Here is a 362-nt window from a genome sequence, read left to right on the forward strand (position 1 = left end):
GTTCAAAGGTTTATACGTTTTCACCTCATAGCCGGAAAAACGGTACCGGTAGCCAATTTCGCTGGTACCTGTATCAAATTTCACAGGCTTTGCCTGCTTTTTCAGCTCCGACAGCACACGCTCCCAGCTTGTTTTGTCTGCGGTGGCAAAGGTAATATTGGAATAACTGCCAAGCTGGTTCACGTGCAGCCAGTGCTTTGGTTTTTTCGGCGTGAGCATCGTGTTGGAAATGTATATGCCGTTGAACTTTCTGTGGTAGCCCATTGCGCTTAATTTAGTTTCAATGAGAGATGTTTGGTCGATGTTAGCCAAGAACTGCTGAAGGTCTTTAAAGCCCATTGGTTTTTCTGATTGTGCCAGTG

At 45.6% G+C, this 362-nt stretch carries 1 protein-coding gene; it reads right to left on the reverse strand.

What is annotated here, in order from left to right:
• Window positions 1–362 (reverse strand): hypothetical protein (locus tag AB4Z50_RS36310; protein ID WP_441887373.1); only part of this gene is annotated, 362 nt, incomplete at both ends.

Origin of the sequence: Paenibacillus sp. 2TAB26, assembly GCF_052115145.1 — a bacterium.
Classification (GTDB): domain Bacteria; phylum Bacillota; class Bacilli; order Paenibacillales; family Paenibacillaceae; genus Pristimantibacillus.